At 73.5% G+C, this 24554-nt stretch carries 21 protein-coding genes; 12 read left to right on the top strand and 9 right to left on the bottom strand.

The window, feature by feature from the left end; all coding sequences use genetic code 11:
- Positions 1 to 56: 56 nt before the first annotated feature.
- A complete protein-coding gene (ychF, locus tag ACFVVU_RS12490; RefSeq protein WP_380683834.1) occupies positions 57 to 1130 on the bottom strand; it encodes a redox-regulated ATPase YchF in 1074 nt (357 codons plus the stop codon).
- A gap of 443 nt (positions 1131 to 1573) precedes the next feature.
- On the opposite strand from ychF, the gene ACFVVU_RS12485 reads away from it, so the two are divergent.
- Positions 1574 to 2014 (top strand): DUF6542 domain-containing protein, encoded by a 441-nt coding sequence (locus ACFVVU_RS12485; protein ID WP_380683835.1) that lies wholly within the window; start codon positions 1574 to 1576, stop codon positions 2012 to 2014.
- A 50-nt stretch (positions 2015 to 2064) separates the two neighbouring features.
- Here ACFVVU_RS12485 and ppgK read toward each other — a convergent pair whose 3' ends face one another.
- Positions 2065 to 2811 (bottom strand): polyphosphate--glucose phosphotransferase, encoded by a 747-nt coding sequence (ppgK, locus tag ACFVVU_RS12480; RefSeq protein ID WP_380683836.1) that lies wholly within the window; start codon positions 2809 to 2811, stop codon positions 2065 to 2067.
- Positions 2812 to 2962: 151 nt separating this feature from the next.
- Positions 2963 to 3940, bottom strand: coding sequence for a 4-hydroxy-3-methylbut-2-enyl diphosphate reductase (locus tag ACFVVU_RS12475; protein ID WP_380683837.1), 978 nt, complete (start codon positions 3938 to 3940; stop codon positions 2963 to 2965).
- Positions 3941 to 4027: 87 nt separating this feature from the next.
- Between ACFVVU_RS12475 and ACFVVU_RS12470 the strand changes: the two genes are divergently transcribed.
- From ACFVVU_RS12470 to ACFVVU_RS12455, 4 genes are all read left to right on the top strand, one after another.
- On the top strand, positions 4028 to 5398 hold the full coding sequence (locus ACFVVU_RS12470; protein ID WP_387789628.1) for an APC family permease: 1371 nt from the start codon (positions 4028 to 4030) through the stop codon (positions 5396 to 5398).
- Between the two features lie 10 nt (positions 5399 to 5408).
- A complete protein-coding gene (gene xseA / locus ACFVVU_RS12465; protein ID WP_380683839.1) occupies positions 5409 to 6620 on the top strand; it encodes an exodeoxyribonuclease VII large subunit in 1212 nt (403 codons plus the stop codon).
- A 57-nt stretch (positions 6621 to 6677) separates the two neighbouring features.
- Positions 6678 to 6941: an exodeoxyribonuclease VII small subunit gene (locus ACFVVU_RS12460; protein WP_380683840.1), complete on the top strand. Its 264-nt coding sequence runs from the start codon at positions 6678 to 6680 to the stop codon at positions 6939 to 6941.
- 137 nt (positions 6942 to 7078) lie between these two features.
- Positions 7079 to 7678 carry a malonic semialdehyde reductase gene (locus ACFVVU_RS12455; RefSeq protein ID WP_355369954.1) on the top strand — a complete coding sequence of 200 codons (600 nt, stop codon included), beginning with the start codon at positions 7079 to 7081 and terminating at the stop codon, positions 7676 to 7678.
- Between the two features lie 76 nt (positions 7679 to 7754).
- On the opposite strand, the gene ACFVVU_RS12450 is transcribed toward ACFVVU_RS12455, so the two are convergent.
- Positions 7755 to 8291 (bottom strand): DUF4245 domain-containing protein, encoded by a 537-nt coding sequence (locus ACFVVU_RS12450; protein WP_380690101.1) that lies wholly within the window; start codon positions 8289 to 8291, stop codon positions 7755 to 7757.
- A gap of 214 nt (positions 8292 to 8505) precedes the next feature.
- Between ACFVVU_RS12450 and glpX the strand changes: the two genes are divergently transcribed.
- Positions 8506 to 9546 (top strand): class II fructose-bisphosphatase, encoded by a 1041-nt coding sequence (gene glpX, locus ACFVVU_RS12445; RefSeq protein ID WP_355369950.1) that lies wholly within the window; start codon positions 8506 to 8508, stop codon positions 9544 to 9546.
- A gap of 102 nt (positions 9547 to 9648) precedes the next feature.
- Here glpX and ACFVVU_RS12440 read toward each other — a convergent pair whose 3' ends face one another.
- Both ACFVVU_RS12440 and ACFVVU_RS12435 read right to left on the bottom strand, forming a co-directional pair.
- Complete coding sequence (locus ACFVVU_RS12440) at positions 9649 to 10005, bottom strand: WhiB family transcriptional regulator (protein ID WP_355370030.1); 357 nt, start codon at positions 10003 to 10005, stop codon at positions 9649 to 9651.
- A gap of 362 nt (positions 10006 to 10367) precedes the next feature.
- Positions 10368 to 11099 carry a DUF1707 domain-containing protein gene (locus tag ACFVVU_RS12435; protein WP_387789822.1) on the bottom strand — a complete coding sequence of 244 codons (732 nt, stop codon included), beginning with the start codon at positions 11097 to 11099 and terminating at the stop codon, positions 10368 to 10370.
- A 212-nt stretch (positions 11100 to 11311) separates the two neighbouring features.
- On the opposite strand from ACFVVU_RS12435, the gene ACFVVU_RS12430 reads away from it, so the two are divergent.
- Positions 11312 to 13003 (top strand): fumarate hydratase, encoded by a 1692-nt coding sequence (locus ACFVVU_RS12430; protein WP_380688670.1) that lies wholly within the window; start codon positions 11312 to 11314, stop codon positions 13001 to 13003.
- Positions 13004 to 13139: 136 nt separating this feature from the next.
- On the opposite strand, the gene ACFVVU_RS12425 is transcribed toward ACFVVU_RS12430, so the two are convergent.
- Positions 13140 to 13901, bottom strand: a complete 762-nt coding sequence (locus ACFVVU_RS12425; RefSeq protein ID WP_380688668.1) for a GntR family transcriptional regulator — start codon at positions 13899 to 13901, stop codon at positions 13140 to 13142.
- A gap of 218 nt (positions 13902 to 14119) precedes the next feature.
- Between ACFVVU_RS12425 and ACFVVU_RS12420 the strand changes: the two genes are divergently transcribed.
- Complete coding sequence (locus ACFVVU_RS12420; protein WP_380714708.1) at positions 14120 to 14404, top strand: hypothetical protein; 285 nt, start codon at positions 14120 to 14122, stop codon at positions 14402 to 14404.
- Positions 14405 to 14755: 351 nt separating this feature from the next.
- Here ACFVVU_RS12420 and ACFVVU_RS12415 read toward each other — a convergent pair whose 3' ends face one another.
- Positions 14756 to 14998 (bottom strand): hypothetical protein, encoded by a 243-nt coding sequence (locus tag ACFVVU_RS12415; RefSeq protein WP_387789624.1) that lies wholly within the window; start codon positions 14996 to 14998, stop codon positions 14756 to 14758.
- Between the two features lie 218 nt (positions 14999 to 15216).
- On the opposite strand from ACFVVU_RS12415, the gene ACFVVU_RS12410 reads away from it, so the two are divergent.
- From ACFVVU_RS12410 to ACFVVU_RS12400, 3 genes are all read left to right on the top strand, one after another.
- Positions 15217 to 18195, top strand: a complete 2979-nt coding sequence (locus tag ACFVVU_RS12410; RefSeq protein WP_380687264.1) for a BTAD domain-containing putative transcriptional regulator — start codon at positions 15217 to 15219, stop codon at positions 18193 to 18195.
- 688 nt (positions 18196 to 18883) lie between these two features.
- Positions 18884 to 19579 (top strand): class I SAM-dependent methyltransferase, encoded by a 696-nt coding sequence (locus ACFVVU_RS12405; RefSeq protein ID WP_387789821.1) that lies wholly within the window; start codon positions 18884 to 18886, stop codon positions 19577 to 19579.
- Between the two features lie 90 nt (positions 19580 to 19669).
- Positions 19670 to 21481: a SpoIIE family protein phosphatase gene (locus tag ACFVVU_RS12400; RefSeq protein ID WP_380687262.1), complete on the top strand. Its 1812-nt coding sequence runs from the start codon at positions 19670 to 19672 to the stop codon at positions 21479 to 21481.
- A 96-nt stretch (positions 21482 to 21577) separates the two neighbouring features.
- Here ACFVVU_RS12400 and ACFVVU_RS12395 read toward each other — a convergent pair whose 3' ends face one another.
- On the bottom strand, positions 21578 to 23776 hold the full coding sequence (locus ACFVVU_RS12395; RefSeq protein ID WP_387789623.1) for an MMPL family transporter: 2199 nt from the start codon (positions 23774 to 23776) through the stop codon (positions 21578 to 21580).
- 151 nt (positions 23777 to 23927) lie between these two features.
- Between ACFVVU_RS12395 and ACFVVU_RS12390 the strand changes: the two genes are divergently transcribed.
- Positions 23928 to 24551, top strand: a complete 624-nt coding sequence (locus ACFVVU_RS12390) for a TetR/AcrR family transcriptional regulator (RefSeq protein ID WP_380680196.1) — start codon at positions 23928 to 23930, stop codon at positions 24549 to 24551.
- The last annotated feature ends 3 nt before the right edge of the window (positions 24552 to 24554 follow it).

Below are 24554 nucleotides of genomic sequence, written 5' to 3'. Positions count from 1 at the left end.
TGACCTGCTTGTTTGCAGCTATCGACCTGGGGTGATAGAAGCCCCGCCGTTATGCACTAGACGTTGAAGCGGAACTCCACGACGTCGCCGTCCTGCATGATGTACTCCTTGCCCTCGATGCGGGCCTTGCCCTTGGCGCGGGCCTCGGGGAGGGAGCCGGTCTCGACGAGGTCGGCGAAGGAGATGACCTCGGCCTTGATGAAGCCCTTCTGGAAGTCGGTGTGGATCACACCGGCGGCCTCGGGGGCGGTGGCGCCCTTCTTGATGGTCCAGGCGCGGGCTTCCTTGGGACCGGCGGTGAGGTAGGTCTGCAGGCCGAGGGTGTCGAAGCCGACGCGGGCGAGGGTGGCGAGGCCGGGCTCGTCCTGGCCCATCGACTGGAGGAGCTCCAGGGCCTCGGCGTCCTCCAGCTCGATCAGCTCGGACTCGATCTTGGCGTTGAGGAAGATCGCCTCGGCGGGGGCGACCAGCGCGCGCTGGGCCTGCTTGAAGTCCTCGTCGGACAGCTCGTCCTCGTCGACGTTGAAGACGTAGAGGAAGGGCTTGGCGGTCAGCAGGTGCAGCTCGCGGATCGGGGCGGTGTCGAAGCCAGCCTCGAAGAGGGTCTTGCCGGTCTCCAGGATCGCCTGGGCGGCCTCGGCGGCGGCCAGGACGGGGGCGGTGTCCTTCTTGAGGCGCGCCTCCTTCTGGAGCCGGGGCAGCACCTTCTCGATGGTCTGGAGGTCGGCCAGGATCAGCTCGGTGTGGATGGTCTCGATGTCGTCCTTGGGCGACACCTTGCCGTCCACGTGGACCACGTCGGGGTCGGTGAAGGCGCGCACGACCTGGCAGATGGCGTCCGACTCGCGGATGTTGGCGAGGAACTTGTTGCCCAGGCCCTCGCCCTCGCTGGCGCCGCGGACGATGCCCGCGATGTCGACGAAGTCGACGGTGGCCGGGAGGATGCGCTGCGAGCCGAAGATCTCGGCGAGCTTGTTCAGCCGCTCGTCCGGGACGCCGACGACGCCGACGTTGGGCTCGATGGTGGCGAACGGGTAGTTGGCCGCCAGCACGTCGTTCTTGGTCAGGGCGTTGAACAGGGTCGACTTGCCGACGTTCGGCAGGCCGACGATTCCGATCGTGAGCGACATGAAGCGCAGTCCCGTGGGCTTGGAGGAGTTGGGCCGGCCCGGACGCCGGACCGATCCCCCAGTCTACGGGCAGCAGGTCCACCGTCGGCCGCCCCGGCGGCGGCGGTGCAGTTGAGCGGCGGTCACACCAATACGCCGTCCGGGGACACGGACCAAGCCCCGACGGCCCATTACACAGTGTGGCGATGATCGGACCGTACGTTGGGTGGGTGGAGCAGAGCATCCGTACCCAGCCGCCAGGGCCCAGACGCCGACCGCCGAACGGCGCGGCCGGGGCCGCCGTCCCCGGGCCGGGCCGGGCCCGCGAGAGCGCGGGGGGATCGGCCGTTCCCGCCCTCAGGGCCAGGGGGAGAACCGCCGGGAAGGCCGCGGGCAACGCCCCCGGCAAGGCCTCGGCCAAGGCCGCCGGACGGGGCGGCGGCTCGGGGTCCCGGCTACGCGCCGTGTCCGGCCCCCCGGAGCGGCCCCGGATCACCGGGCGGCTCTACGGGCGGCGGCGCAGCGGCCGGCCGGCCCGGCTGACCGCGGTCGGCACCGGGGTGGTCGCGCTGACCGCGACGGTGGCGGTGGCCGGCCTGGACCGGCTGGCCTTCGGCGGGCTCGGGGTGCTGTTCGGCATCGGCTACCTGCTGATCTGCTTCCAGCTGGCGGTCCGGGTCCGGTACGCCGACCTGCTGGCCGCGCCGATCAGCGGGCCGATCGCCTTCGCCGTGGCGCTGCTGGCGTTCGGGCCGGTCACCTCCACCGGGGTGACGGCGCAGGTGGTGGCGCTGGCGACCAACCTGGCCGGCCGGGCCGGCTGGCTGTTCTCCGGCACCGGACTGGCCGCCGTGATCGTGCTGGCCCGGTTCGTGGCCCAGCGCCGGATCCACCGCGCGCGCTGAGGACGCGCCCGGGGAGCCGGCACGAGGGAGCGGCGGGAGGCCCCGGGGGTTCAGGCGGTGGCGCGGGCCGCCGCCATGGCCGCGCCGACGATGCCGGCGTCGTTGCGCAGCTCCGCCGGGACGAGCCGCGCCCGGCGCTCGCGCAGCAGCGGCAGGAACTTCTCGTGCTTGCGGCTCACCCCGCCGCCGATCACCACCAGTTGCGGCGAGAACAGCATCTCCACCAGGTCCAGGTACTCGTCCACCCGTTCGGCCCACTGCGCCCAGCTCAGCCCGTGCCGCTCCTTGGCCGCCGACGAGGCCCGCCGTTCGGCGTCCTTGCCGCGCAGCTCCAGGTGGCCGAGCTCGGTGTTGGGCACCAGCACGCCGTCCACGAACAGGGCGCTGCCGATGCCGGTGCCGAAGGTGAGGACCAGGGCCACCCCCGCCTGCCCGCGGCCGGCGCCGTGCGCGGTCTCGGCGAGGCCGGCCGCGTCGGCGTCGTTGAGCACCACCGCCGGCAGGTCGAGCGCCTCGCGGAACAGGCCGGCGGCGTCCAGACCGACCCAGCCCTTGTCGACGTTGGCGGCGGTCCTGGTGTGCCCGTCGACGACCACGCCGGGGAAGGTCAGGCCGACCGGGCCCCGGTGGCCGAAGTGGCGGACCACCTCGCAGACGGCGTCGACCACGGCCCGGGGGTCGGAGGGCTGCGGGGTGAGGACCTTGTGCCGCTCCTGCGCGAGCGCGCCCCGGGCGAGGTCGACGGGGGCTCCCTTGATGCCCGACCCGCCGATGTCCACACCGAATACCGCCGTCATGACGACCGCCCTCCGCCGAAAGTTCTCCACAGGCCTGTGCACGACCACGGGCCCTGTGCACAGAACCTACGAGAACCCGCCTGCCCCCGCACAGCGGAGGACCCGGCACCCGAACGGGCCACCGGGTCCTCCGCCGGAACGCGGGAAGGTCCTACAGCTTGCCGGCGGCCTCGGCGCGCAGGTCGCGGCGGAGCTCCTTGGGCAGCGAGAAGATCAGGTGCTCCTCGGCCGTCTTCACGATCGAGACCTCGCCGTAGCCGCGCGCGGCCAGCCACTCCAGCACGCCCTCGACCAGGACCTCCGGCACCGAGGCGCCGCTGGTCAGGCCGACCGTGCCGACGCCCTCCAGCCACTCCTCCCGGATCTCCTCGGCGAAGTCCACCAGGTGGGCGGCCTTGGCGCCGTACTCCAGGCCGACCTCGACCAGCCGCACCGAGTTGGAGGAGTTCTTCGAGCCGACCACGATCAGCAGGTCGGCCTCCGGGGCCAGCTGCTTGACGGCGACCTGGCGGTTCTGGGTGGCGTAGCAGATGTCGTCGCTGGGCGGGCTGACCAGCAGCGGGAAGCGCTTCTTCAGCTCGCCGACGGTGGCCATCGTCTCGTCCACCGAGAGCGTGGTCTGGGACAGCCAGACGACCTTGGACTCGTCGCGCACCTGCACCCCGGCGACGTCCTCGGCACCGTCCACCAGGTGGATCCGGTCCGGGGCCTCGCCCATCGTGCCGATGACCTCCTCGTGGCCCTCGTGGCCGACCAGCAGGATGTCGTAGCCCTCGTCGGCGAAGCGCACGGCCTCCTTGTGCACCTTGGTCACCAGCGGGCAGGTGGCGTCGACGGTGGCGAGCCTGCCGGCCCGGGCCTCGTCGTGCACCGAGGGCGCGACACCGTGGGCCGAGAAGACCACGATCGAGCCCTCGGGCACCTCCTCCGTCTCGTCGACGAAGATCGCGCCCTTCTTCTCCAGGGTCTGCACCACGTACTTGTTGTGGACGATCTGCTTGCGGACGTAGATGGGGGCCCCGTACTGCTCCAGGGCCTTCTCCACGGCGATCACGGCGCGGTCGACGCCCGCGCAGTAGCCCCGGGGGGCGGCGAGCAGGACACGGCGCTGCGCGGTGTTGGAGGACATGGCTCCATCGTACGGGCGGAGCGCAGCCGCGCCGACGCGAGCGGCGTTCCCGTCGGAACCGGTCACGGGTGCTCAAATGTGGAAGCTATGAGCGAGCGAGTCGAGCGGGGCGAGCCGGGCGGCCGGGACGGACGGGGCGGGCTGCGGCGCAGCCTGGGCGTGCGCGATCTGGTGGTGTACGGACTGCTGTTCATCGCCCCGATGGCCCCGGTGGGCGTGTTCGGGGTGCTCGACGCCAAGAGCCACGGGGCGGTCGCCGCGGTCTACCTGGTGGCCACCGTGGCGATGGGGTTCACCGCCGTCTCGTACGCCCGGATGGTGCGGGCGGTGCCGCAGACCGGTTCGGTGTACGCCTACGCGCGGGCCGGGCTGGGCGACGCGGCCGGGTTCACGGCCGGCTGGATGGCGATGCTCGACTACCTGCTGATCCCGGCGGTCGCCTACCTGTTCTCCGGCATCGCGCTCAACTCGCTGGTGCCGGACGTCTCGCGCTGGGTGTGGACGGCGCTCGCCGTGCTGCTGACCACCGGGCTCAACCTGGCCGGGGTGCGGACGGCGGCGACGGTGGGCCTCGCGGTGCTGGCGATGGAGCTGGTGGTGCTGGCGGTGTTCGTGGTCGCGGCCGTGGTGGTGCTGGCCAGGGACGGCGCGCAGCGCGACTGGGCGAGCCCGTTCACGGCGGTCGGCGGTTTCTCGACGGCCGCCGTGCTCTCGGCGGTCTCCGTGGCCGTGCTGTCCTACCTGGGCTTCGACGCCATCGCGACCTTCGTGGAGGAGGCGGTCGGCGCCTCGGCGGCGGTGGCCAGGGCGGTGCTGTGGTGCCTGGTGCTGTCCGGCGCGCTGTTCGTGGCGCAGACCTATCTGGCGGCGCTGCTGGAGCCGCTCGCCCCGCAGCAACTGGCGGCCGACCCGGCGGCGCAGGGCTCGGCGTTCTACGACACGGTGGAGGGCTCGGTCGGGCACTGGCTGCACGTGCTGGTCGCGGCGAGCAAGGCGATCGGCGCGGCCTTCGCGGCGCTGGCCGGGCAGGCGGCGGCCGGGCGGCTGCTGTTCGCGATGGGCCGGGACGGACGGCTGCCGCGCTTCCTGGGCGCGGTCGACCCGGGCTCGGCGGTGCCGCGCCGGGCGCTGCTGGTGTCGGCGGCGATCACCATGGCGGCGGCGGTCTGGGCGGCGAACCGGGACGACGGGCTGGACCGGCTGACCTCGGTGGTGAACATCGGCGCGCTCACCGCGTTCACCCTGCTGCACGCCTCGGTGGTGGGCTGGTACGCGGTGAAGCACCGCTCCCGCAGCCCGCTGACGGACGTGGTGGTGCCGGTGCTGGGCGTGGCGGTGATCGGCGCGGTGGTGGCCGAGGCCTCGGGCACCGCGCAGGTGGTGGGGCTGGTCTGGCTGGCCGTCGGACTGCTGGTCCTCCTCGGCCGGCGGGCTTCCGCTGTCGGCGGACGCCGATAGCCTCGTGGGCATGGCCAACCCCAGTTCCCCCGAAGCGCCGCTCCCGGTCGGCAAGGTCTCCGCGCTGATCGGGGGCTGGGTCGACCGGCTCGGCGCGGTCTGGGTGGAGGGGCAGATCACCCAGCTCAGCCGGCGGCCGGGGGCGGGCGTGGTGTTCCTGACGCTGCGCGACCCGCAGGCCGACGTCTCGCTGACCGTGACGTGCTTCCGCTCCGTCTTCGACCAGGTCGCGGACGCGGTGCAGGAGGGCTCGCGGGTCATCGTGCACGCCAAGCCGGAGTGGTACGCGGCGCGCGGCCAGCTGTCGCTGCGGGCCGCCGAGATCCGGCTGGTCGGGCTGGGCGAGCTGCTGGCCAGGCTGGAGCAGCTGAAGCGGCGGCTGGCCGGCGAGGGCCTGTTCGCCGCGGACCGCAAGAAGCCGCTGCCGTTCCTGCCGCAGTGCGTCGGGCTGGTCACCGGCCGAGACTCGGCGGCGGAGCGGGACGTCCTGGAGAACGCCCGGCGGCGCTGGCCGGCGGTCCGCTTCGAGATCCGCAACGTGCCGGTGCAGGGCGTCAGCGCGGTCGAGCGGGTGAGCGCGGCCGTCCGGGAGCTGGACGAGCACCCCGAGGTGGACGTGATCGTCGTGGCCCGCGGCGGCGGCAGCGTCGAGGACCTGCTGCCGTTCTCGGACGAGGGCCTGGTGCGGCTGGTCGCGGCCGCCCGGACGCCGGTGGTCAGCGCGATCGGCCACGAGCCGGACCAGCCGCTGCTGGACTTCGTCGCCGACCTGCGCGCCTCCACGCCCACCGACGCCGCCAAACGGGTGGTTCCGGACGTCGGCGAGGAGCTGGCCAAGGTCCGCCAGCTGCGCGACCGGGCCCGGCGGCACGTGCTGGCCCGGGTGGAGCGCGAGCAGCACGGGCTGGACGGCGTGCGCAGCCGCCCGGTGCTGGCCGCGCCGCAGCGGATGCTGGACGGGCGCGGCCAGGAGGTGGACGGCCTGCTGGAGCGGGCCCGGCGCACGCTGCGCCACCGGCTGGACCACGCGCAGAGCGACCTCGGGCACACCCTGGCCCGGGTGGTGGCGCTCTCCCCGGCGGCCACCCTGGAGCGCGGCTACGCGGTGCTGCAGCGGGGCGACGGCACGGTGGTGACCGATCCGGCGCAGGCCGCGGCGGGCGAGGCGCTGCACGCCCGGGTGGCGGGCGGCGGCTTCGACGTCACGGTGGCCGGCGGCTGAGCGGGCGGGCCCGCGGGGCGGTTCGCGCTGTCGGTGCGGGCCCCTACGCTGGCTGCCATGGCAGATCAGGAGCAGGACGCGACGGCGTCCCCCGTGCAGACCCCGACCCCGGACGACGCGCTCGGCTACGAGCACGCCCGGGACGCGCTGCTGGAGGTGGTCCGGCAGCTGGAGAACGGCGGCACCTCGCTGGAGGAGTCGCTGGCGCTGTGGGAGCGCGGCGAGCAGCTGGCGAAGGTCTGCCAGCGCTGGCTGGACGGCGCGCGGGCCCGGCTGGACGCCGCGCTGGCCGCCGAGGAGGGAGCTCCGCCGCAGGGGTGACGCGCGGGGGGGTGAGACAGGTCACAGTGAGTAGGGGAACAGTTGAATGTTCATCTATGTTGGGAGTCAGTGATCGGCCCCGGCCGCTCACCGACAGACGGACCCCACCGTTCCTTCCTCCCCCGAGGTGCACAGACATGACCACCGACGCCCTGGTTCTCGACGCCGCCGCCCAGGACCTGCTGTTCCGCGAGGCCCGCACCGCCAACACCTTCACCGACGAGCCGGTCTCGGACGAGCAGGTCCAGGCCATCTACGAGCTCGTGAAGTTCGGCCCGACGGCGATGAACCAGCAGCCGCTGCGGGTCGTCCTCGTCCGCTCGGCCGAGGCCCGCGAGCGCCTGGTACAGCACCTCGGCGACGGCAACAAGGCCAAGACCGCCTCCGCCCCGCTGACCGCCATCCTCGCCGTGGACAACGAGTTCCACGAGGAGCTGCCGACCGTCTTCCCGCACTTCCCCGGTGCCAAGGACTTCTTCTCCGAGCGCCCGGTCCGCGAGTCCTCGGCCGCGATGAACGGCGCCCTGCAGGCCGGCTACTTCATCATCGGCGTGCGCGCCGCCGGCCTGGCCGCCGGCCCGATGACCGGCTACGACGCCGAGGGCATCAACAAGGAGTTCTTCGCCGACGGCGAGCACTCGGTGCTGGCCGTCGTGAACATCGGCAAGCCGGGCGAGGGCGCCTGGTACCCGCGCTCCCCGCGCCTGGCCTTCGACGAGGTCGTCACCACCGTCTGAGCCCCAGCGCCCCGGACACCGCGAAAGGGCCCCGCACACGGCGTACGGCGTGTGCGGGGCCCTTTCGCGTTCCGGGCTACTTCAGCGCCTGCGCCAGCTCGGCCAGCTCCTCGTAGGAGGCGGTGCCGGTCAGCAGGGTCGTCGCCCCGCCGGACCGCACGGTCAGCGCCCGCGCCTTGGGACCCTGCACCTTCTCCCAGGTCTGCCCGGCGACGTCCACGGTGCCGTCCGGCTTGGCGTCGGAGACCGCCGCCTTGAGCATGTCCTCCGGCTTGGCGTCGCTCTGCTCCACGGCCGCGTACTGGCCGGAGGGGGTGACGAAGCCCAGGTGCCAGGCGTTGCCCTTGCCGTTGCTCAGCTCCGCCGGGTTGTACGTCACCGAGGTGGCCCGCCACTGCGCGGGCAGGCCCTCCGGGGCGAGCAGCGGGTACGGGGCGGCCCGCTTGGCGGAGGCCGCGGCCACCTTGTACTCGACCGTGCGGACGCCGTCGCCGTCCGCGTCGTGCGGCAGGAACAGGTACCCCACCCAGACCACGACGCCGACCGCCAGCATCGACAGGATCATGTCCCGCACCGTCTGCCGGCCCCTCATGCCCTTGCTCTCTCCAGCCACCCCCACATGGTGACTCATGCCGACGCGCGCCCGCCCACCCGGGGTGTCCACGTCCGGGTGAAGGCCTCGGAACCTGCCGCTCCCGTCCCCGCGGGGGGACCGCGCCACAGACACCCGACCCGGGGGCAGATACGATCGCAACACCCTCACCACGGCGTTCGACCAGGCAGTAGTCGGGCGCTCACTGGCCGTCGCGTACAGAGAGGTAACGACGATGACCACGCAGTACCCGCACCACCTGCCCAGTGCCCTGGAGGTCGCGCCGGAGGCTCCCGACCGGAACCTCGCGCTCGAACTCGTCCGGGTCACCGAGGCCGCGGCGCTCGCGGCCGGCCGCTGGGTCGGCCGGGGCGACAAGAACGGCGCCGACGGCGCGGCCGTCCGGGCCATGCGCACCCTCGTCTCCACCGTTTCGATGAACGGCATCGTCGTCATCGGCGAGGGCGAGAAGGACGAGGCGCCCATGCTCTACAACGGCGAGCGGGTCGGCGACGGCACCGGCGCCGAGTGCGACGTCGCGGTGGACCCGGTCGACGGCACCACCCTCACCGCCAAGGGCATGAACAACGCGGTCGCCGTCCTGGCGGTCGCCGACCGCGGCACCATGTTCGACCCGAGCGCGGTCTTCTACATGGACAAGCTGGTCGCCGGCCCGGAGGCCGCCGACTTCGTCGACATCACCGCTCCGCCGGCCGTCAACATCCGCCGGGTCGCCAAGGCCAAGGGCATCGCCGTCGAGGACGTCACCGTGGTCGTCCTCGACCGCCCGCGCCACGAGGGCCTGGTCCGGGAGATCCGCGAAGCGGGCGCCCGGATCAAGTACATCTCCGACGGCGACGTCGCCGGCGCCATCATGGCCGCCCGCGAGGGCACCGGCGTGGACCTGCTGATGGGCATCGGCGGCACCCCCGAGGGCATCATCGCGGCCTGCGCGATGAAGTGCATGGGCGGCGTGATCCAGGGCAAGCTCTGGCCCAAGGACGAGGCCGAGCGCCAGAAGGCCCTGGACGCCGGGCACGACCTCGACCGGGTGCTCTCCACCGACGACCTGGTCAGCGGCGAGAACGTGTTCTTCGTCGCCACCGGCATCACCGACGGCGAGCTGCTGCGCGGCGTGCACTACCGCCAGGAGACCGCCACCACCAGCTCGCTGGTGATGCGCTCCAAGAGCGGCACCATCCGGCAGATCGACTCCACCCACAAGCTGTCCAAGCTGCGGGCCTACAGCGCGATCGACTTCGACCGCGCCAACTGACCCGGACCCAGGGGTCCGAAGGCACGACTCGGCCCGCGGTCTCGGCGAAATCCCCCTTCGCCGAGACCGCGGGCGGTCTGCTCGCCCCCGGCCCGCGCCGGGTCAGCCCGCGATCCGGCCGCGCGACGCCGGCACCCTGGCCGCCTCGCGCAGCTCGGCGTCCCGGCGGCGGCGACGTGCCAGCACCACCCGGCGCTCGGCCGCCGTCAGTCCGCCCCAGACCCCGTACGGCTCGGGCTGCGCCAGCGCGTGCTCCCGGCAGTCCAGCAGCACCGGGCACCGGGCACACACCTGCTTCGCCTGCTCCTCGCGCGACAGCCGGGCTGCGGTCGGCTCCTTGGACGGCGCGAAGAACAGGCCCACCTCGTCCCGCCGACAGGCCGCGGCGGTGTGCCACGGATTGTCCTCACCCGCCGGCTGCGGGGCCGGGCGCCGCTCCAGCAGCTGGGCCGCGACCACCGGCGAGGCGGCGGCGGACGGCCGCGCGACCGGAGACGGGGCGGCCGGCGCGGGGACGGCGGACGAGGTGGTGCGGGACTCGATCGGATGCAGCACGGCCGTACTCCTGACGAGGCTCTCGGACACGGGGAAGCTCGCTCCCCTGCCCAGCTGCGGGCCCCCGTTCACACCCCCGGGCCGGCCTCAGGCCGCCTCCGGTACGCAGCCGTACAAGAAGCGATGTGCCAGAGGAACTACCCCATGCCCGAGCGATTCATGCACACTGCACGCAACCGACTACAGCGTGCACTCGGCGCCATGACGAGTGCCCGGCCGGGAGTCGCCTCCCGGGCCGGGCAGCGGGCCGGTCGTCCGTGCGCGGCTCAGTCGGCGCCGAGCTGCTTGCGCACCCACTCCTTGAGCTTCTTGCCCCGGCGCGGCTTGGCCTCGCACCCGCCGAACACCGCGGTGCCCTTCACCCGCACCACCGGCGCGTACGGGTCGGCCGCGGTCTGCTCCTTGACGTCGAAGCCGCCGAAGATGCCGACGCCGCCGCCGTGCAGGCTGACGTTCTCCGGCACCTTGATCTCCACCCCGCCGAAGATCGCCACCACGTCGATCACCACCTCGGGCGACTCGAACACGGCGTCGGTCAGATCGATCTCGACCCCGCCGAAGATCGCCACGGCCCGCAGGTGGGAGCCCACCCGCCAGCGGCCCTTGCGGGACGAGCCGCCGAAGACCGCCAGCATGGTCGGCGCCTCGTTGCGGGCCGGCAGCCGCACCGGGCCCTCCGGCCGCGGGCCGGCCGCCGGCTCCGGGGCGCCCAGCGGCGGCTTCTCGAAGGAGATCTCGCGGTGCACCGGGAGGTCCCGGGTCAGCGGCACGAGCTCGCCCAGGGTCTTGGCCGCGTAGGCCGCCTCGATCCGCTCGGCGTGCTCCTCGACGTCCAGCCGCCCCTCGGCGTAGGCATCGCGCAGCAGCTCCGCGACCCGTTCGCGATCGGCGTCCGAGGCCCGCATCTCGGCCTGCGCCACCGGGGCGTGCGCGGGCGGTGCGGGCGGCGCCGCCGCGGGCTTGGTCATCGGTACGGGCCGCTGCCCCTGATCGTCCATCCGCTGGTCCTGCGGGTCCTTCGACGGCGAGTTGTCCACGAGGGCAAGCCTAGTCACCGGGGCAAGCCCCGGGTGACCCTGGTCACGCAGGCGGACCTTCCCGCGTGCGGGAAATCGCCGGGTCCTACCCTTGAGGGTGCTTTCGCCCCTCCAGGGTGCTTCGCCGACGCAGCCGGAACACCGGCACAACTGGACACCTAAGGACCGCCCCCATGGCTCCCACGCCGGACTTCGAGTACAGCGACCTGCTCCCCCTGGGCGCTGACCCGACCCCCTACCGCAAGCTCACCTCCGAAGGCGTCTCCACCTTCGAGGCCGGCGGACGCACGTTCCTGCAGGTCGAGCCCGAGGCCCTGCGGCTGCTCACCGCCGAGGCGATGCACGACATCTCGCACTACCTGCGCCCGGCCCACCTCGCCCAGCTGCGCCGCATCCTGGACGACCCCGAGGCCAGCCCGAACGACCGCTTCGTCGCGCTGGACCTGCTGAAGAACGTCAACATCTCGGCCGGCGGCATCCTGCCGATGTGCCAGGACACCGGCACCGCCATCGTCATGGGCAAGCGCGGCCAGAACGTGCTCACCGAGGGCGGCGACGAGGCCGCCATCGCGCGCGGCGTCTACGACGCGTACACCAAGCTGAACCTGCGGTACTCCCAGATGGCCCCGGTGACCATGTGGGACGAGAAGAACACCGGCAACAACCTGCCGGCGCAGATCGAGCTGTACGCGACCGACGGCGACGCCTACAAGTTCCTCTTCATGGCCAAGGGCGGCGGCTCGGCCAACAAGTCGTACCTGTACCAGGAGACCAAGGCGATCCTGAACGAGGCCGGCATGCTCTCGTTCCTGGAGCAGAAGATCCGCTCGCTGGGCACCGCGGCCTGTCCGCCGTACCACCTGGCGATCGTGATCGGCGGCACCAGCGCCGAGTTCGCGCTGAAGACCGCCAAGTACGCCTCCGCGCACTACCTGGACAACCTGCCGACCTCCGGCGACGCGAAGACCGGCCACGGCTTCCGCGACCTGGAGCTGGAGGCCAAGGTCACCGAGCTGACCCAGAAGATCGGCATCGGCGCCCAGTTCGGCGGCAAGTACTTCTGCCACGACGTGCGCGTGGTCCGCCTCCCGCGCCACGGCGCCTCGCTGCCGGTCGCGATGGCCGTCTCCTGCTCGGCCGACCGCCAGGCGCTCGGCAAGATCACCGCCGAGGGCGTCTTCCTGGAGCAGCTGGAGACCGACCCGGCGAAGTACCTGCCGGACACCACCGACGAGGCCCTGCTGGTCAGCGGCTCCGCCGGGAGCGACGACGGCGTGGTGCGCATCGACCTCGACCAGCCGATGTCCGCGATCCGCGCCGAGCTCTCCAAGTACCCGGTGAAGACCCGCCTCTCGCTCACCGGCACCCTGGTCGTCGCCCGCGACATCGCGCACGCCAAGATCAAGGAGCGCCTGGACGCCGGCGAGGGCATGCCCAAGTACCTCCAGGACCACCCGGTCTACTACGCCGGCCCGGCCAAGACCCCCGAGGGCTTCGCCTCCGGCTCCTTCGGCCCCACCACGGCCGGCCGGATGGACTCCTACGTCGACCAGTTCCAGGCCGCCGGCGGCTCGATGGTCATGCTGGCCAAGGGCAACCGCTCCAAGCAGGTCACCGACGCCTGCGCCCAGCACGGCGGCTTCTACCTCGGCTCCATCGGCGGCCCGGCCGCCCGCCTCGCCCAGGACTGCATCAAGAAGGTCGAGGTCCTGGAGTACGCCGAGCTCGGCATGGAGGCCGTCTGGCGCATCGAGGTCGAGGACTTCCCGGCCTTCATCGTCGTCGACGACAAGGGCAACGACTTCTTCCGCGAGACCACCGAGGGCCCGCTGATCACCAGCCTGCGCGTCCGCTCCAAGGAGTAGTCCGCCCCGCCCCATCCCGGCACCACCCCCGCCCCGGCCGCACCACCGCGCCCGGGGCGGGCCCGTTCGGCGGGGTGGGTGAAGGTCCTCGCGGCCCCGCCACCACGACGGGTGGCGCGGGCAGCCGGTCAGGCGCTCAGGCGTCGAAGTCGTACTCAAGGACGTAGGAGGCGGCGTCCAGGGTCATCTCGTTCAGCTCGACGACCTGGCCCTCGTCGGCGAAGGCGGTGCGGCAGATGAGGATGACGGGGGTGCCGGCGGAGAGTTCGAGGCGGGTGGCCTCCTCGGCGCTCGGCATCCGGGAGCGGACCTCCTCGCGGAAGTGCACCGGCTTGGCGCCGATCTCGGCGAGGCGGGCGTAGGTGCCGCCGGGGCCGGTGTCCTCGCGGGTGATCGCGGTGCCCGCGACCAGGCCCGCCGGGAGGTAGGAGGTCGACAGCAGGACCGGCTTGCCGTCCAGCACGAAGCGCCGGTGGCGCACGCACATCGGCGCGCCCGGGTCGACTCCGAGCACCCGGGCCACGTGCTCCGGCGCGCCCTGCTCGGTGACCGTGACCTGGTCGACGACCAGGCTGCGGCGGTCGATGTCGGCCGACCATATCGAGCGGCCCGAGCCCCACTGTCCCTGGGCGAGCCGCTGGATCCCGCGCCGGCGCAGCGGCCGGAAGTCGCGGACGAAGACGCCCGCCCCGCGGCGGGCCTCGGCGATGCCCTCGCTCTGCAGCACCCCGAGCGCCTGGCGGGCGGTCATCCGGGCCACGCCGTAGGTGTCCATCAGGTCGTTCTCGCCGGGGAGCCGGTCGCCCGGGCGGTACTCGCCGGCGTCGATGGCCGCCTTCAGCGTGTCAGCGATCCGTTGGTACTTGGGCTGCTTCTCGCCGTTGCTGCTGCCGACCATCGCCGTCTCCCTCGTCCCTCGCCGGAAATCGTAGGCGCGCCTTCGGTCTGCGGTAAGCCGATAGGACCGGTTCGACCGTTGACATCTCTAGAGATATTAGCTTCTCTAGAGATGCTGGGTAGTCGCCGAGCAGAGCCGAACCAAGCCAAGCCACGACAGCGACCAGGGCCGGCCACCACCGTCGCCGCGCCCGCACCGGAGCAGCAAGGAGCAGCGCGGTGAGCATCCGAAAGCGCGCCGCCGCGGCCTACCGGCCGCGCGTGGGGGAACCGGTCCTCGACACCAGGACCGGGCGTACCGGCATCTACATGGACACCATCGGTGGGGAGCACTACCTCCGCCCGCCCGAGGGCGGCTGCGAGTGGACCGCCCGCCCCGAGCACGTCACCCCCGCGGCCCCGGCCGGCGGCGGGGCGGCCCGCGAGAGCGCCGCCGCGGCCGAGCCGGCCGGACGGACCGGGCCCGCCCGGCGGGCCGGGCCCTCGGCCGCCCACGCGGCCTGATGCCCGCCCCGGCGGGCAAGCGCACCGGCGAGTTCCGGCCACCGGACGCGAACCGGGCCGCTTTCCCGGCGGCCCGTCGACCATCATCGGCGCACGATCAGAATTCCCGAATACCCGTATTTCCCACCTAATCCCCCGCCCCCCACGACGTGCGCCCCGCACCACCGGGACGGCGGAGTGCGGGGCACACGGGTGCTGGATGGGCTACGGGTGACCGGTGATCACACCAGCGGATGCGCCGGTGGCCGTCACGAGGTAGCCGGTGGTCACCACGATCGTCGAGACGGCGACGACCGCGAGACGACGGAGCCTGGTCAAGCGTTCCCCCCTGGAACCGCTGGTACGACGTGCTTACGGGTGGCTGGAGATGACGCCCTGCGGCTCGCGCTCGGTGGCCGCCCCGCCGTCGGCCGGAACCTCGGTCTCCACCACGTACTGGGCCTCGTCGCCGAAGAAGTCGTCCTCCAGGTCGGCCTTCCGGTCGGCGGAGGGCTCGGCGTAGCCGGCCGCGTCGGAGGTCGCGGCGACCGCGCCCTCGACGGCCTCGTCGGCCTGCACGCTCACCGCGGGGGACTCACTCTGGTCGTTGGCCATGCGTGGGCCGCCTTTCGGTCATCAAACAGTGTTCCGCCCCACCGGATTGGCGGGGGCGCGGGCTCAGTATCGTAGGCTTGATTAAATGTCCGATAAACAACGTGCGGCTGACCGTGCCGTCCGGCAGAGTCGGGCCCCCGCCTAAGCTGATGCCACCACAAGGGCGGAACCGCCGAGCGCCCTACCGGGAAATCGACACCAGGCCATCGGGGGACCACATGGAGTTGCGGGAGACGCCGCCCGCACCGGCGCTGCGCTTCCAGGTACTCGGTCCGGTCCAGGCCTGGCTCGACGACAGGCAGCTCGCCCTCGGTTCGCCGCAGCAGCAGGCCGTGCTGACCATGCTCCTGCTGCACGCCGGGCGCCCGGTCACCACGCAGGACCTCGTCGACGGACTCTGGGGCGAGCGCCCGCCCGCCCAGGCGGTGGCGGCGCTGCGCACCTACGTCTCCCGGCTGCGCACGGTCATCGAACCGCGCCGCGAGGTGCGGCGGCCCGCCGAGTTCCTGGTCTCGGTCGCCGACGGCTACGCCCTGCACATCCCGGGCGGGGCCCTGGACATGACGGTCTTCGAGCAGCTCGCAGCCGAGGCCGCGACCGCCCGCAACACCGGTGACCTGGACAGCGCCCACCGGCTGCTGCTCCGTTCGCTCGCGCTGTTCGCCGGCCGCCCGCTCACCGGCGTCCCCGGCCCGTACGCGGACGCCCAGCGGCTGCGGCTGGCCGAGCGGCAGGTCGCGGTCGCCGAGGAGCGGTGCGCGCTCGCCCTCGACATCGGCCTGCACGCCGACGTGGTGGGCGAGTTGAACTCGCTCACCGCCGAGCACCCGCTGCGCGAGCGGCTGCGCGAACTGCTGATGCTCGCGCTGTACCGCTGCGGCCGGCAGGCGGAGGCGCTCGGTGTCTACACCGACACCCGCAAGCTGCTGATCGACGAGCTGGGCGTCGAACCGGGCGCCGGGCTCTCCACCATGCACTCCCGGATCCTTGCCGCCGACCCGGCGCTGACCCTGCCCACCGCGCCCGCACCGCCCGCCGTCGCCCGCGAGGAGGAGCCGGCCGCCCCGCCCGCTCCGGCCCAACTGCCCGCCGATGTCTCGGACTTCAGCGGCCGCACGGAGATGGTCGCCGACCTCTCGGCCGTGCTGATGAACGCCACCGGCCAGGCCGTGGTCGTCACCTCGCTGGCCGGCATCGGCGGCGTCGGCAAGACCACGCTCGCCGTGCACGTCGCCCACCGGGTGCGCGCGGAGTTCCCGGACGGCCAGCTCTACGTGGACCTGCGCGGCGCCGGCGCCTCGCCCGCCGACCCGGCGGTGGTGCTCGGTGACTTCCTGCACGCCCTGGGCGTCACCGACAACCCGGACTCGCTGGAGCAGCGCGCCGCGCTCTACCGCTCGCTGCTCGCCAGCCGGCGGATGCTGATCCTGCTCGACAACGCCCAGGACGCCGAGCAGATCCGGCCGCTGATCCCCGGGGTCTCCAGCTGTGCGGTGCTCGCCACCAGCCGCTCCCGGCTGGCCGGCATCCCCGGCGCGCACCTGGTGGACGTCGAGGAGCTGACCGAGGAGGAGGCGCTGGCGCTGTTCTCCGCGATCGTCGGCGAGCAGCGCGTCGCCGCCGAACCGGAGGCGGCCATGGCGGTGGTGACCGCCTGCGGCTTCCTGCCGCTCGCCGTCCGGATCGCCGCGGCCCGGCTCGCCAGCCGTCCGCGCTGGAGCGTCTCGGACCTCGCCCGCCGCTTAGCCGATCAGCGCCGGCGCCTGGACGAGCTCCAGCTCGGCAACCTCGCCGTGGAAACCACCATCGGGCTCGGCTACGGACAGCTCTCCCCCGCCGAGGCCCGGGCCTTCCGCCTGCTCTCGGTGGTGGACTCGCCGGACCTGCCGCTGTCGGCGGTGTCGGCCCTGCTCGGCGTGGACGAGACCGAGGCCGAGGACCTCGCCGAGGGGCTCGTCGAGGCCAACATGCTGGAGACCTTCTCCGCGGGCCGCTACCGCTACCACGACCTGCTCCGGCTCTACGCGCAGCGGCAGAACGAGCGGGTGGGGGACGTCGAGGAGCAGCAGGCCGCCGTGCTGCGGCTGCTCGACCTGCTGCTGGCGACGGTCCGCAACGCCGCGCAGGCCATCGAGCCCGACGACCAGCTGCCGGAGCCGCTCAACGTGCCCGGCTCGACCGGCATCGCACTGATCACCAACGCGTTCGCCCGGGAGTGGCTCCGGACCGAGACCGCGCTGCTGCTCAGCTCGGTCGAGGCCGCGGTCCAGGGCCCGGGCCCGCTGCTGCGACCCGCCGTCGACCTGCTGATCATCCTCGGCAGTCTGGTGGAGGACCCGACCCACGGGGCCCGCGTGCGCCGCATGCTGGAAGCGGCGGAGCAGAACGCCGGACGGTACGGGGACTCGGCGGCGCTCGCCCGGATCCACTTCGCCTTCGGGACGCTGCGGTCGATCACCAACGACTTCCAGGGCGCCGAGCACTCGCTCCGCACGAGCCTCGGTCTGCAGGACGCGAACGACATGACCGTTCTGCGGAGCATGGCGGCCAACGACCTCGGCATCGTCCTCAGCCTCGCGAACCGGCCCGCCGAGGCGCTGCCGTTCTTCGAGCAGGCCCTCGCCATCAGCCGCGTGGTGGGCGCGCCGATCGGCGAGGCACGTCTGCTCGGCAACATGGCCCGGGCCCAACTCGGCCTGGGCATGGTCGAGACGGCCGTCCGCTCGGTCACCGAGGCGGTCGCCACCGCGCGCGCCTCCAAGAACGGCCCCTGCCTGGCCGACACCCTGTACCAGCTCGGCGTCGTCCTCTCCTCCGCCGACGACCCCGCGACCGCCGCCGAGCACCTGCGCGAGTCCCACCGGCTCTACCGGTCGCAGCAGAACCGGCTGCGCGAGGGCTACACCCTGGCCCGGCTCTCCTCCGCGCTGCTCGTCGCCGGCCAGCAGGCCGAGGCCGCCGAGGCCGCCGAGGAGTCGCTGGCGATCGGGCTGGAGATGGACTCCGCCTACTGCCAGGGCCTGGCCGACGCCGCGCTGGGCGAGGCTCTGCTCGCCCTCGCCCAGCCCGCGCGCGGCCTGGCGTGTCTGCGCGAGGCACACGCCATCTTCATCCGGCTCGGTGTGCCCGAGGCCTCCCCCGTGGCGAACCTCATCTCCCAGCAGCACACCGAGCCCCTCTCTCCCCCCGCGCCGTGAGGCCTCCGCTCCCCCGTGTCCCCCGTGGAGGCCTTCCCCCGTGAGCGTCCGGCGCTCCCGCAGCCCCCCGGCTGCGGGAACGCCTTCAACGCTTCCCCGGCGCTGGACACCACTGTGCACCGGCCCGATTGACGTTCGATAAACGCCCGATAGTCGGCCCCCGGGACGGGTGGAACCGCAGGTCGGGACGGTTCCGACGGCCCACCGCACGGCGTGCGGGGACCGGCCGCACCACCCCGGCCCGCGCCCCGTGCTTCCGGACGGGGGTACGGCACCGGCCAACCGCCACGAGTTGGCCGGAAACGGACCCCATGGCGGAGTGATCACGCATATTCTCGGAGGCCAGTACACACACGAGTGCACTTCTCCGGTGGAGCAATCCGGAAAAGGCAGCGCGGCGGCGCTCCCGCAGTGCAGAGTGTCTCTGTGCAAAGAGTCTGTGCAAAGTGTCAGCGTGCAGTCAGCGTGGCAATGCAGTCATTGTGACGCGGGGAGCGTGACGTACCGCCACCGGCAGCGGGCCGGCGGGGCAGCGCGGGCGCCGGGAGGAGACGGCGGTCCGGCCTCGCGCCTCGTCCGGCCGACCGGAGGCCCGGCCGAAAGGTGCCTCTCAATCGTGACGACCGGACAGATATCGGATCCGTTCCCCGTCGACGAGGACGCGGGTGGCGACGACGGGTCCGACGTCCTGCGCCGCCGGGCCGAACGCGCCCTCCAGGCGGTCGCCTTCGACACCATCGGCACCGGCTACGCCGAGGCGTTCCCCTCGAAGGACGGCCAGCTGGCCTGCGGGCGCCGGCTGCTGGCCGGACTGGAGCCGGGCGCCACCGTGCTGGACGTCGGCTGCGGCAACGGCGAGCCGACCGTCCGCCAGCTGACCGAGGCCGGGATGCGGGTCACCGGGGTGGACCTCTCCGACGTCATGCTGACCCTGGCCCGGCAGGCCCGTCACCCCGGGCCGCACCCGCCAGCCCTGCACCGCATCGACATGTACGACCTCGCCACCGAGCGCGCCGCCTCCGCCTGGAACCTGCCGCGGCTCGGCCCCGCCGGGCGGGGCAGCTTCGACGCGGTCACCGCCTTCTTCTCGCTGATCCTGCTCCCCCAGGACGAGATCCCCACCGTGCTGGGCCGGTTGCACACCCTGCTGCGGCCCGGCGGGCTGCTGGCGCTCGGTATGGTCGAGGCGGACCTCGACCACGCTCCCCTGCCGTTCCTCGGCCGGGAGCTGCGGATCAGCGGGTACCTGCGGGAGGATCTCGAACGGGTCCTGCTGGCCGCCGGGTTCGTGGTCGAGGAGCGGGAGGGCCGCCCGTACGTGCCCGCCAGCACCTCGCTGCCGCCGGAGGAGCAGCTCTTCCTCCACTGCCGGCGGACCGGCTGACGGGCCGGACCGCAGGCCCAGGCAGTCCCCGGCAGTCCCCGGCAGTCCCCCGACAGACCACAGACCGTACCGATCCCAGGACAGGCACCCGTGCGCGACCAGCTCAAACCCGAGGCCGGACAGCCGCCTGCCCTGCCGACCCCGCGCCGCCCGTCCTCGCCCCCGGAGCAGGTCCCCGAACGCCTGGCCTACCTCGACTCCGCGACCCGGCGGATCAACAGCGCGCTCGACCTGGCCGCCACCCTGCGCAACGCCGGCCGGGTGCTCGTCCCCGCCCTCGCCGACGCCGCCGTCGTCCACCTGCGCGACCCGCTGCCCAACGTCGAACGCGAGCCCGGCTTCCCCGAGCAGCTGCGGATCCACCACAGCCAGGGCACCCGGCTGGGCCGGCGCGGCCGCCCGGCCGGCGACGACCGGCGCGACCGCTACGGCAGCCGGTACGGCGCCCGCTCCACCGCCGACCCCGGCCCCGCCACCCCGGTCACCCGCGGCGGCGCGCTCGCCCACACCCTGCTCAGCCGCCGCCCCGCCGAACCGGTGGTGCTCGGCGCCGCCGAGGACAGCGGCAGCGCCCGCACCACCGAGCTGCTGCGCGAGCTGTACGGTGCCCGCGGCCTGGCCCGGCTCAGCCCCGGGACCTCGGTGCTCGCCCTGCCGCTGCGCGGGCGCAAGGCCGTGCTCGGACTGCTGGTGCTGATCCGGCGCCCGTCCGCCAAGAGCGGCCGGCCCGGCTTCGACGCCACCGACACCGCCACCGCCGCCCACCTCGCCACCCAGGCCGGGCTGGCCGTCGACACCGCGCTGCGCTACGCCCGCGAGTGGGAGATAGCCAACGAGCTCCAGCGCAGCATGCTGCCGCTGCGCCTGCCCCAGCCGCACGGCGTCCGACTCGCCCAGCGCTACCTGCCCGGCGAGCGCGGCGCCCAGGTCGGCGGCGACTGGTACGACGCCGTGCCGCTGCCCGGCAACCGGGTGGCACTGATCGTCGGCGACGTGATGGGCCACTCGCTGACCTCGGCGGCCATCATGGGCCAGCTGCGCACCAGCGCGCAGACCCTGGCCGCGCTCGACCTGCCGCCGCACGAGGTGCTCTACCACCTGGACGAGCAGGCCCAGCGGCTCGGCCGCGAACAGCACCTGGCGACCTGCGTCTACGCCGTCTACGACCCGATCGCCAACCGGGTGGTGCTCGCCAACGCCGGGCACGTGCCGCCGGTGCTCGTCCGGCCGGACGGCGCGGCCGAGCTGCTCGACCTGGAGGCCGGCGCGCCGATCGGCGTCGGCGGGGTGGACTTCTCCTCCGTCGAACTGCCCGCCCCGCCCGGTTCGGCCCTGCTGCTGTTCACCGACGGCCTGGTGGAGACCCGCAACCGGCCGCTCAGCGACGGCCTCGAACTGCTCCGCGCCCGGCTCGCCGGCGCCCAGCGGCACGCGCCCGAGCACCTCTGCCAGGAGGCGCTGCGGATCCTGCCGCCCGGCGACCGGGGCGACGACATCGCGCTGCTGGCCGCCTGCTTCGACGGCATCCCGGCCGGGGACGTCGCGCACTGGTACCTCCAGCCGCGCAACGAGACCCCCGGGCGGGCGCGCCGGCTGGCCGCGCACACCCTGCGCCGCTGGGGGCTGGAGGAGCTGTCCGAGGCGACCGAACTGATGGTCAGCGAGCTGGTCACCAACGCCGTCCAGCACGCCACCCGCCCGGTGACCCTGAGCCTGGTCCGCACCACCCGGCTGCGCTGCGAGGTCGGCGACGACAGTCCGCTGCTGCCCCGGCCCCGCCGGACCGGGCCGGAGGACGAGCGCGGGCGGGGCCTGCAGATAGTGGCCCGGTGCGCCGAGCGCTGGGGCGCGACCCGGCTGGGCACCGGCAAGGTGGTCTGGTTCGAGCAGCGCCTGCCATGACGCCCCCGCTATGACACGCACGCCGTGACGCGCCCGCCGTGACGCGCGAAGGGGCCGCCCCGGCGTGGTTCGCCGGGGCGGCCCCTCGCGATCGGGTCAGACCCGCGCGGGCTCCTTCGCGTCCCGGGCGGCGTCGCCCCCGGTGGACTCCAGCCGGGCCATCAGCTGCTCGCCCTCCATGTCCACCCGCGGCACCACCCGGTCCAGGCTCCTCGGGAACCACCAGGCGGCCCGGCCGAACAGCGTCATCGCGGCCGGCACCAGGGCCATCCGCACCACGAAGGCGTCCACCAGCACGCCCACCGCGAGCGCGAAGCCGATCGGCTGGACGATCGGGTCGTGGCCGAAGACGAACGAGCCGAAGACCGCGATCATGATCAGGGCGGCCGCGGTGACCACCCGGGCGCCGTTCTTCACCCCGGCCACCACCGCCTCGCGCGGAGCCGCGCCGTGCACGTACTGCTCCTTCATCCCGGAGACCAGGAACAGCTCGTAGTCCATCGCCAGCCCGAACAGCACGCCGATCAGCAGGATCGGCACGAAGCTGACCACCGGGCCGACCTTCGGCACGTCGATCAGACCGTCCAGCCAGCCCCACTGGTAGACCGCGACGACGGCGCCGAGCGAGGCCGTGATGGAGAGCAGGAAGCCCGCGACCGCCTTCAGCGGCACCAGGATCGAGCGGAAGGCCAGCGCCAGCAGCACCAGGGCGATGCCCGCGATCACCGCGACGAACGGCGGCAGCGCGTCGGAGAGCTTGGCGGAGACGTCGATGTTGGCGGCGGTGGTGCCGGTGACGTCGATCCGCGCGCCGGTCCCGTCCTGGATCGCGTCCCGCTGGTCGCGGATGTCGGTGACCAGCTGCCGGGTGTCGGCGTGGTCCGGGCCGGTCTTCGGGATCACCGGGACGAGCGCGGTGCGGCTCGGCTGGTCCAGCTGCGGCGGGAGCAGCGTCTGCACGCCGGGCAGGGCGGCGAGCCGGCCCGCCACGCCCTGCACCGCCTGCTCCGGCTGCGCGGCGTCCGCAGCGTCGACCACGACCACCAGCGGGGCGTTGAAGCCGGGGCCGAAGCTGCGGTCGACCAGGTCGTACGCGGTACGGGCGTCGGTGCCCTTGGCCTGCGAGCCGCCGCCGGGCAGGCCGAGGGTCAGGCTCGCGGCGGGCACGGCGAGCGCGACCAGCGCGGCCAGGCCGGCCAGCAGGACGGTGAGCGGACGGCGCACCACGAAGCCCGCCCAGCGCTCGCCCAGCGTCGTGCGCCCGCCGGTCCGCAGCGCGCCCCGCCAGACCGGCAGCCGGTCGATGCCGCGGCCGACGAAGCCGAGCAGGGCGGGCAGCAGGGTGATCGCGACGAGCACCGCGACGACGACCGCGCCGGAGGCGGCCAGGCCCATCACGGTCAGGAAGGGCACCCCGGCGACGGCCAGGCCGGCCAGGGCGACCACGACGGTGAGCCCGGCGAAGACCACGGCACTGCCGGCGGTCGCGTTGGCGCGGGCGGCGGCCTCCTCCGGCTCCAGCCCCTCGGCGAGGTGGCGGCGATGCCGGGAGAGGATGAACAGGGCGTAGTCGATGCCGACCGCGAGGCCCACCATCAGCGCCAGCACCGGCGCGGTGGAGATGATCTCGAACGAGCCCGCCACCGTGAGCACGCCGGCCATCGCGACGCCGACGCCGATCAGGGCGGTGGCCAACGGGAGCCCGGCCGCGACCAGCGAGCCCAGGGTGATCACCAGGACCAGCCCGGCCACCACCAGTCCGATCGCCTCGCCGCCGTCCACCTGGGCCATCTGGTTGTAGGCGTCGCCGCCGAAGGCGACCGTGACCCCGGCCGCGCGGGCCGGGTCCGCCGCCGCCCGGACGGCGTCGCGCTGCTGGTCGGTGATGTCGCCGAGCTTGCCGTCGAAGGAGACCAGGCCCAGCGCCACCTTGCCGTCCGGGGACAGCGCGCCGGTGGCGTACGGGTCGGGGACGCCCGCGACGCCCGGGACGGCGGCGATCCGGGTGACCGCCTCGCCCACCGCCCTGGCGGTCTCGGGGGCGGCGATGCCGCCGGGCGCCTCGGTGGCGAAGACCACCTGGGCGGAGCCGTGGCCCTGCTCGGGGAAGGTGCCCTTGATCCGGTCCAGGGTCGTCTGGGCCTCGGTGCCGGGGACCTTGAACTCCTCGGAGGTCGCGCCGCCGAAGGCCGCCGCCGCGCCGCCGACGGCGATCAGCAGGGCCAGCCAGACGGCGAGCACGGTACGCCTGCGGCGGAAGCAGCGGCGGCCCAGGCGGTACAGGTAGGTGGCCATGCGTCACCTTCGGGTCGGGTCGTTCCGGGCTCGTCGCCCAGTCGTCCGCACCACCGTACGCGCAACTTAGTCGCGTGACAAAGTCAATCGACGAGAGCGTGTGACGCAATCGATCGATCCAGTTGTGCGAACATGGCGATACCCTGGCCCAATGGCTCATGTCCCGGCCGCCGAACGGCGCCCCCAACTCATCCAGGCCGCCATCGACCTGATGGCCCGCGAGGGCGTGGCCGCCGGCAGCACCCGCGCCATCGCGGCCGAGCTGGGCGTGGCGCAGGCGACGGTGCACTACACCTTCGGCACCAAGAAGGACCTCTACCGGGCCGTCGTCGAGCAGCTGACCGCCGACTTCATCGGCCAGGTGCGGGCGTCCGCGCCGGACGAGGGCCCGTTCGGCGAGCAGGTCCGCACGATGGTCTACGCCCTGTGGGACAGCGCCGTCGGCGAGCGCGGCAGGTGCGCCCTGATCACCGAGTTCTCCGCAATGGCGCTGCGCGACCTGGACCTGCAGGAGATCATGCGGGCGGTCCAGCACGAGATCGAGGCCACCGCCGCCGAGCTCCTCACCGGGCTCGCCGCCGCCCACGAACAGCCGCTGACGCTGCCCGCGCAGGAGATCGCGGTGTACTTCCTGGCCGGCTTCAACGGGCTGACCGACCGCTACCTGGTCCTCAAGGCCGCCGGCGAGGACCCCGAGGAGGAGTCCCGCCGGGCGCTCGACCTGCTGGTCGCCACCACGGTCGGCCTCTGCCTCGGCGCCCCCGCCGGGGTCTGAGGA

The sequence above is a fragment of the Kitasatospora sp. NPDC057965 genome (assembly GCF_042887135.1).
Lineage (GTDB): Bacteria > Actinomycetota > Actinomycetes > Streptomycetales > Streptomycetaceae > Kitasatospora.
Note: the sequence above shows the minus strand (reverse complement) of the source record. Positions and strands in the feature narration are given on the sequence as shown.